Annotated in this window: 4 protein-coding genes and 2 pseudogenes; all 6 read right to left on the bottom strand. The window is 39.9% G+C overall.

All coding sequences use genetic code 11. From position 1 onward, the window contains the following. Positions 1-57 precede the first annotated feature (57 nt). Positions 58-897: a thymidylate synthase gene (locus tag HT718_RS09265; protein WP_173268272.1), complete on the bottom strand. Its 840-nt coding sequence runs from the start codon at positions 895-897 to the stop codon at positions 58-60. A 97-nt stretch (positions 898-994) separates the two neighbouring features. Further along, complete coding sequence (locus HT718_RS09260; RefSeq protein WP_173268271.1) at positions 995-1954, bottom strand: ROK family glucokinase; 960 nt, start codon at positions 1952-1954, stop codon at positions 995-997. Between the two features lie 117 nt (positions 1955-2071). Beyond that, positions 2072-2758: pseudogene (locus HT718_RS09255) on the bottom strand (N-acetylmuramoyl-L-alanine amidase family protein); the annotation flags it as partial. A 58-nt stretch (positions 2759-2816) separates the two neighbouring features. Then, a pseudogene (locus HT718_RS09680) lies at positions 2817-2915 on the bottom strand (alpha/beta hydrolase); the annotation flags it as partial. 9 nt (positions 2916-2924) lie between these two features. Beyond that, positions 2925-4637, bottom strand: a complete 1713-nt coding sequence (gene pabB / locus HT718_RS09250; RefSeq protein WP_173268269.1) for an aminodeoxychorismate synthase component I — start codon at positions 4635-4637, stop codon at positions 2925-2927. A 60-nt stretch (positions 4638-4697) separates the two neighbouring features. Then, positions 4698-9397: ZmpA/ZmpB/ZmpC family metallo-endopeptidase (locus tag HT718_RS09245; RefSeq protein ID WP_173268268.1), on the bottom strand; the 4700-nt coding region annotated here is incomplete at its 5' end.

The following is a 9397-nucleotide window of genomic DNA, read 5'->3' as shown; positions in this document are numbered from 1 at the left end:
CTTTGAGGTTGTAGATGAAGCGACGCTGACGTGGTTTGAAGAAATTTTCGAAGAGTATTAAATAGCTAGGTCAAACTTCAACTGTGGCTTAACAGGGTCATAATCCACCAACTCAAAATCTTCTGATTTGATATCAAAGAAACTAGTCCCATCAGGAACATTTAAAACCAAACGTGGTTGGCAGTTTGACGGCTCCCGACGAAGCAATTCCTCTGCTTGTTCAAATTGATTGTCATAGATATGGAGGTTATTGATGAAGTAGAAGAACTTCCCAACCTTCCAGCCAAAATGCTTGGCAATCATCATTTGAAGAGCCACATACTGCATAGCATTGATGTGGTGGGCCACTAGCATATCGTTAGAACGCTGGGTCAAGGTCGCATCCAGATAGATTTCCCCATCTACACGGCGGACATCAAACATGGTCTGAAAGGCGCATGGGAGTAGTCCTTCTGTTTCTTCGAAAGCTTGGTAATCCCAGAGCGAAATGATATTGCGACGATTCCAAGGATTGGCTTCCAACTGCTTGAGAAGCTTATTGATGATATCGTGTTTCTTAACGACCGCCCCGTAACGCTCACCAATAGTTCCTGTATCTCCCACTTCCCAGTCATTCCAATAGTGAACATTGTACTTGTCATTGAGAACTTCTAGGCTATTAGACTGGTCTTGGTAGATCCAGAGAAGTTCTTTGATGGCGGATTTAATGGCGATTGGCCGCAAAGTTGTAATGGGAAAGTCTCCCTTAGCCAAGTCATACTCGGCAAAGGCACCGGTTACGTACTTGGAGTTGGCAACTGTCCCATCCTTGTACTTGGGGCGGGCCTGCTCAGAAAAGACACCGTCTTTGAGGATTCGTTCAATATTCTCTTTAAAAATCGTATCTGCTTTTGTCATTCTCTCTCACCTCATTTATTGTCCTAACTAGTATAGCATAAAAAAAGAAAGGAGGAAAATCACTCGCTTCTGGAAAGCAATTTTCTCCTTTTTTATTTTATTGCAATACAAGTGATGCTGCTCCGATAACTCCAGCGTCATTTCCTAGAGTTGCAAGAGCCAATTTAGTAGATGTGCGTACTTGTGGGAAGGTATTTTCGTCGTAGACTTTTTGAACACCTTGTAGAAGAAATTCTCCTGCAGCTGACACACCACCACCGATAACGATTGTTGATGGGTTTAGGATTGAACCAATGTTAGCACAAGCGATTCCCAAGTAACGTGAGAAGTTACGGTAAACGATCAAAGCAAGGTCGTCTCCTTCTTTTGCAAGGTCAAAGACAGTCTTAGCGGTTACTTCTTCTCCATTATCAATCAAGCGTTTCAAGGCTGCATCGCCTTCGTATTCATCGGCATAACGACGAGTCAAGTTGACAATACCTGTTGCTGAAGCAACTGTCTCAAGACAGCCTTTCTTACCGCAAGTACATGCGATTGGTTGGTCAAAGTCAACAGTAATGTGGCCAAGCTCACCTGCTGCACCAGCAACACCGTGAAGCAATTTGCCTTCTGCGACGATACCACCACCAACACCTGTACCAAGTGTCATAAAGACAACGTCTGGTTGGTTATCACCAGCCCCCATCCAGCGCTCACCAAGAGCTGCCACGTTGGCATCATTATCGATGAAAAATGGAATGCCCAAGGCTTTTTCAATCTTTTCTTTAATTGGTTGAAGGGTTTTCCAGTTCAAATTGTAGGCACCAATAACAGTTCCTTTTTCACGGTCAACCACACCTGGTGATCCCATTCCAATACCTTGGAAGTCCGTTGCTGCCAATCCAAGCAAGTCCAAACGATGTTGAATAGACTCAATCATATCATCTACGATATGACTTCCCTCATCCAAAATGTTGGTCTTGATAGACCATTTTTCTTGGATTTCTCCTGCTGTTGTCAAGATTGCAAATTTGATAGAAGTTCCACCAAGGTCAATCCCAATAATCTTTTGACTCATCATATTCTCCTTTTTCATTGTTTAGTAATTGAAAATGCTTACAGTACTAGTATAACAAAATTCACTCATTTATGCAAAGGTTTGCATTAACTTTCTGGATTTTATTCTGGATTATGGTTTCCAGAGACCTGAAGCATCTACGTAGTAACGTCCGCCATCAACTCGCTCATTCTTAGCCATTTTACCATCCGATTTCAAATAGTAATTTCCTTGCCATGCATTGCGAGCATAAGAACCATCTGATTTCAAGTAATACCAGGCTTGGTAAGAAGAATCATAAACCCACTCACCTTGTGCCATTTTACCGTTTGATTTAAGGTAATAAGCTCCTTGCCATGCATTTTTTGCATAAGAACCATCTGATTTCAAATAATACCAAGCTTGATAGGAAGAATCATAAATCCATTCGCTCTGTGCCATTTGACCATCTGCTTTCAGATAGTAGCTTCCCTGCCATGCATTTTTCACTGGATTGCCATTTCCATCAAAGTAATACCAAGCACCATCCTGCTTAACCCAGCCACTTGTTGTTGCTGAACTTGTATTGTTTTGAGTCGCAGTTGATTGTTTTGCTTTAAAGGCACCCTTAGGGGCACTTTTCAATTCACAAGCCACACCATCATGATCACGGTCTAACTTGGCAGAATAACCAGGTTCTCCCTCATGAATATCTGAGTATCCATTCGCCCAAGCCTCTTTACAACTAGAAAAATGAATGTTTTCTTCTGCTAACACAGGTTGTGAAAACAAGGCTAAAACTGGCAAGGTTGCCAGACTCATTTTTAAAAATAGACGTTTGTTCATTTCTTTCTCCCATAATTATGATATCGATTTCACTATTATTTTATCAAACTTATTTCAGCAATTCAAGAGTCTTTGTAAGCCTATCCTTCGTTTGATTCCGAACCTCTTTCCAAGACTCTGCTGACTGCCCTAAGCCGTGTAAAAATACCAGTTTCATCTAGTTCTCCTAAATGCTTAACTCATACAAGCCTCTCACTGCATTACAGCCGTAAATAGCCTCAGCTCGGGCTAAGTCTTTTAAAGTCAAGACTTTCTCTTCTACCTGTCCTGTTTCCAGCAAATGCTGACGATAAATTCCTTGCAAGATTCCAAGTCGGATAGGCGATGTGTAGAGTTTCCCATCGATTTTCAGAACCAAATTTCCGATAGAGGTTTCAAGCAGTTCTCCTGACTTATTGTGGTAAATCTTCTCTTGTTCCCCTAGGTTCAAATGCGGTCTATAAGTCGTTTTAAAATAGGTAAAGGCTTGTTGCAAATTGGCTTCCTGAAAGCAGAGTTGGACATGGCAGAAGGTTGGACTGAGAGGTTCCAATACTTGACGATCGACTTCTATCTCTCCAGATTTGCTAAGGCTAATTCGCAAGCGGTAGTCTTGATTAGCATCACAAGTCTGACACTCTGCTTCAATCTTTTGCCTCAAAATTTCTGGGTCAAAAGGATAAGCAAAATATCGACTAGCTTTTCTCAGTCTTTCCAGATGTTGTTCTTCAAACAGCAGTTGTTTTTGGCTGATTTTTCCAGTTGAAATTAATTGGAAACGAGCTTGTTTACGATAAAGAACTGCCGACTTTTGATGAACCTCTCGATATTCAGATTCCCACGTGCTATCCCAAGTAATACCGCCACCTACTCCATAGATGGCTTTCCCTTGATGCAGTTGAATGGTCCGAATGGCAACATTGAAAATCCGTCGTCCATTTGGAAGTAAGAGACCAATCGTTCCGCAGTAAACTCCACGCGGTTGGGGCTCTAAGTTCTTGATGATTTCCATGGTCGCAATTTTCGGTGCACCCGTTATGGAACCACAAGGAAAGAGAGAGCGGAAGATTTCAACTAGGTCAACATCCGGTCGTAACTGACTCTTGATGGTCGAAGTCATCTGCCAAACAGTTGAATACTGTTCCACTTGGCACAGACACTCCACGTGCTCACTGCCCACTTCAGAAATACGGTTCATATCATTGCGCAAGAGGTCCACAATCATCATATTTTCAGAGCGATTTTTGGGATCCTGTTCCAACCAACTGGCCTGCTCCAAGTCTTCTTGGTCAGTCATACCACGCTGAGTCGTTCCCTTCATTGGTCGCGTTGTCAACTCGCGGTCATTTTGCTCAAAAAAGAGCTCTGGACTCATGGATATCACTGCCATCTCGTCATGTTCAACATAGGCATTGTAGCCCGCCTCCTGCTCTACTACCATACGATTGTAGATAGCAAAAGGATTGGCACTTAAATCTTGCTTGAGTTGGACGGTGTAGTTGACCTGATAGGTGTCCCCCTGTCGCAAATGATGGTGAATTTGGGCAATCGCCTTTTCATAGTCTGCTGCAGACGTTACTTCCTGCCAATTTGAGGACAAATCAACCTCATCATAAGTCAGAGGAATAGGGGATGTTTCTACCCTATCATGAACTGTAAAATATAGCAGGTACTCTCCCAGTAGGGGAGTCTTGTGAACTGCTAATTTTTCCTCAAAAGCAGGTGCAGCCTCGTAGCTAACATAGCCCACCACATAATAGCCTTGCTCTTGGTAGCTTTCCACTTGTGCCAGCAAATCTGCCACTTCTGCTACATTTCTCGTTTTCAACTCTTTAATAGGCTGGGTAAAGGTGTATCTCTCCCCCAAAGCCCTAAAATCAATCACTGTTTTTCTATGCATACCTTAAGTATAGCACAAAATAAGAAAACCCTCATCCGCAAAGCAGATGAGAGATTTCGATTATTTAAAGATTGAAGTTTTAAAGCTGTTTGTTTGTTGAAGAAGTTTCTTGAAGATTTTCTCTTTAAGTGATACAGTATTATCAAATTTAACTGATCCATTTTTAAGAGTTGCTTTATCTTTTTCAACAGCTGCAGCGAATGCTTGTTTTAAATCGTCGTAACTACTGTATGTAGTGCCGTCAATTGTAACTGGATTAAATCCTGCTTTAGCTTTATCAACAACTTCTTTGAAGTATGCCTTCTTCCAATCTTCTAGGTTGCTAAATTTACCATCAGAAGCTTTCTTAATGATGAAGTCATCTCCTAGAGTAGCATGACCTGCTTGTTTAGACTCATTTTTCAGCATGTTAGAAGCATAATTTAGGAAACCTTTTTCATATCCAAAGTAACCCCACATACGGAAGGTGTTATGTTTGAATGACATTGCTCCTGGAGCCCCTTCACTCGTGTTACCTCCGTAGATACCTGCAGTGATAGGCACAGTTACGTAAGCAGAACCGAATCCAGTTGGGTCATACTGACCATTACCAGGACCGTGTTTAGTCATGAAGTTTTTCTCTACTAAGTCGTTAACAGATGTTAAATTATATTCTTTTTCTTCTGCATTTAAATCTCTTACGTTATCGTATTGGTTCTTGGTATTAGCTCCACGAAGTTGCTTATCTACTTTCTTGAACCAAGCGTTATTTAGTTCTTTGCTGCCTTTATCAATTACAGCTTCTCCTTCAAGGTAATCAAGAAGCATAAGCGTATCATTGAAACCTTTCATGTAATGATCGATTTCTGCACGAGATGTCAAATCATTTGGATTAGTATTATACCATTGGTTTCCATCATTTTGACGTTCGTATGCCATGTTTAATCCTAGTGCTTTAAAGTCACCGTTTGGACTTGTTTCAGCAGGTGATTGTAACATACCTTGTGCGAATGCTTCTAAGTCAGTTCCTTCACGGTGTCTAGAACCACCTAAGTAAACCATACGGTCGTTTACGTGAGTCGTTTCGTGAGTAAATGCAGAAATACCGAAATCACTAATCATATTGGTAACCATGAAGAAGACTGAATCATCCTTATAAGGATTACCGTAGATACGAGCTACAGCTCCCATACGCCAGTCAGTAGCATGGTAACGACCTGTTGGTCCGTACAATTCACGAACTGGAGCGACATCTTTACCGCTATTAGTGTGACCGTATTTATCAGTGCCTTCTTTGTAGTTTTGGTTATCAAGTACTGGTGTTGGTACCATATTGTTGCTCTTCAATAGCTGGTTGCGAACTTTATCTAATGATAGACGAGACCAGAAATCTAGGTAATTTTGTTGAGCTTTAGCAACTTTATTGATTTCAGCTTTGAATGCTTCGCGTTCTTCCGCAGTATTCTTACCGTACTTCTCAAATGAACTGTATGCTAGTGTATTGTATGTTGAGATTAAAATCATATGAGCATCTTTTAAGTTCAGAAGTGGCAGAATCATCTTACCGTGCATATCGTTGTTTAATCCTTCGTATGCTCTGTGTTTCTTATCAGCAAACTCTGGAGTTGTTGTTTTTGGTTCAACGATATATACATTATCTTTAGTAGCTTTTATGAACCAATCGTTTAAGTCTGTATCACTTGTGAATAGACGCATATTATAGTCTAAGAAACTATTTAACTCGCCTATACCGATAACTCCACCGATCGTTTCGCGATAAGCTTCTAAAGTTCTATCACCTTTAATGTTACTTTCTTTAGAACCAACCTTAATCAAGAAGTCTAACACACTAACATTCTTACCGTAAAAGTCCGGTTTAAATAGCATTAACTCTTTAATATTAAAGTCATCGAATTTAACTCCGTAGTAACGGTTTAGGTAAGACAAACCAAGAAGAACTGCAGCCTTATTGTCATCAATTTTCTTAATCAAAGCACGTTTTGCAGCTTCATCAGTGTTAAGCTGGTGATCTTCATTTTCTACTAACTTCGTAACGAATTTAGTAAGATTATCTTTCACATACTTGAAGCTTTCTTCTAGGTACAAGTCCTTAATTGCATTGACTTTGTTACCACCAGTTCTACCCAAGTGTTGGTAAATCGGGTCAGATTGCAATTCAACAGGGCTTAATTTGCTTTCAATAGCACTGATTAAGTCAGCACGATCTTTAACAACCATGTTTGGTGTGTACACAACTTCACCAAGCTCAGCGACACTGTATTCTTTCACTTGTTTAACTTTAGATTCTTTCGGTGAAATTGTAAAGATGTCTTTTGTCTTATCTGCGTAGTGGACAAAAATATGGTCAGCATCTGTAAGGTCTGTGACAAAGGCATTGCCTTTCATCGCCGTAACAGACAAGACTTCTTTAGTCATTAATGGACTATTAGCTGCAAGCTTGTTCCCTTGGTTGACGATCCATTCTTTGTTATAGAATGGTTGAAGTTTTTCGATGTTACGGTAAGCAAGCTCACGAGATGCATCGTAGTCTTGAGTATCTTTGTAAGTGTCAGATTTTGGTTTAACATTATTTAATGTATCTGAAACAAGAGGCTTGATAACATAATCATTAGCTGTAATTCCCAATGTTGCAATTTTCTTATCTGCTTCTTCTTGAGAAACCTCTTTAATTCTATCAGAAGTAGAGAATCTAAATGAACGCTTACCTGTACTTACATCTTTCACGATAAAGTTACGTTCTAATGCATTGTTTGAGAAGTAACCATCATCTTCAGCAATATCTTTAGATCCATAGAACACTTCACCATTTTCAACTTTCATCATTGACACGGAGTCTGCAACTTTACCCCATGCCCAGTTTTTACTGATGAATCCGCCTGTTTCAACAGGATCTTTTACTTTAATAGTTCCTTTTGTAACAGCATTACGGACAGCCCCGTATTTACCGATTCCGTTAGGGTCACCACTATTGTCCGTTCTAGCAACAAGACCACCGATACGAGCTTTATTAGCTACCATATAAGCATCTACATAAGCTTTATCTATATTACCTTTCCAAAGTTCTCCGGCAATTCCACCGAAATCCCAACCTCTGTTACCAACACCAGTAAGATTACCGATGAATGCAACATTTGTTAATTGAGCTCCCGTATCTCCTTTATTAATAATACCAGCAATTCCATCTCTACCGAGGATACTACCAGTTACTTTAATGTTTTCAACCGTAGCATTTTTGACAGTTCTAGCAAGAGCAGAAATATTGTCAATCCAAGGCATATTAATATCAACATTAGCCAAGTTAACATCTTTAACTGAACCACCTTCAATACCACCAAATAGTTGACGAGACATATTATGGATTGAATAACGTTGCCCGTCAACACTTGATAACTTACCTTTAAATGTACCAGGAACATACTCTTTATTTGGAGTTGGTACATTGGCTGCATTTAGATCTGCACCAATTTTAAACTCACCGCTAGGGTTAGCTTTCATATCTTTTACAAGCTCATTGAAGTTATAGTAAACATTACCTTCTTTTGCTTTTTGTTTTTCAAAGTAATGAACATACTCTTCGCTAAGTGTGTTATCAGCATTACGTTGAACTAAGTCTGGTGCTTTGGCAGTAACTTTATATAAAGTTTTTCCGTCTTTTTCTACTTCTTCAATCTTGTCAACAGCAAGTCTTGTAACTTTGTTGTCGTGAGTTGTAACTCGTAGATAAAGCGGAGCAACATCAGCTGGTTTTTCTGTAAGCAAACTAGTATCTGTTTCATTACCGTCAGCGTCCACACTCATCAAGCTTGTTTCTTTGATGTTTTTGATTTCAACTTTTTTGAGGTCAATTCTTAGAGGTTCTTCATTCAGAACTACTTCCTCATCGCCTTCACCACGGTCATAAACCATCTTAGTTTCAATCTTATAATCTTTGTAGTATTGCAAATCTGTCAGGCTAGCTGTTAAGTTGTCAGGTGAAACATTCAATGTTTTCACAATCTCATCACCTTTTTTCAGAGTTAAGGTGATAGATTTAATGGCCGCCTTGCTTGGATTTTCTAGACTGTATTTAACATCTGAAGTCCGTTTCAAATCCTTAGGTTCAACTGCTGTGATGGTCAATACTGGTTTTTCAAAGCTCTTAGTACCACGTTTCAAAATTCGGTCTTGAGGGGCCTCAATAACTTCTTCTATTACTTTTGGTGCATCCTCAGTCTTAACTCCTTTGATAGTATTAAAGGTCTTAGTGATTTTTTTCTGACCTTCTTTCCCTTCTTGAGCTACGACTTCTAAACCTTTTTTCAGTTGATTATCTTCTTCAATCTTTTCTTTGAATGGAATCTTTTCAAAGCTTTCCTCTACAAGAGTTCCTTCAATTGGTTTTGTACCACGGATTACCTGTTGATTTACAGGCTCCTTAGTCACTTCCGTACTGGTTGAAAGAACTTGGTCAGTTTTGACACCTTCTACCGTTTTATAGGTTGTTTTTGTAACTTGACTTCCTTTTTCACCATTTCGTAGGACAGTTTCTTCGTCTGTATACTTAGTTGGATCCTCAGTCGTTTCAGTTTTGTAGTCAATTTCTGTAGTTGATTCTTCAACAAGGGTTCCCTCAGTCACCTTATACTCAGGTAACTGATCTTGAACAAGTGCTTGACCTTCCTTGCCTTCCTCTTGAGTTCCTTTTACTTCTACTTGAGCTTCTGGTAGTTCAGGTTGCGTTAAAGATTGGCCTTCCTTACCTGCCTCTTGAGTTCCTTTAG

It is taken from the genome of Streptococcus sp. 714 (assembly GCF_013277115.1).
Lineage (GTDB): Bacteria > Bacillota > Bacilli > Lactobacillales > Streptococcaceae > Streptococcus.
This window is presented reverse-complemented; position numbering and strand designations above follow the sequence as displayed.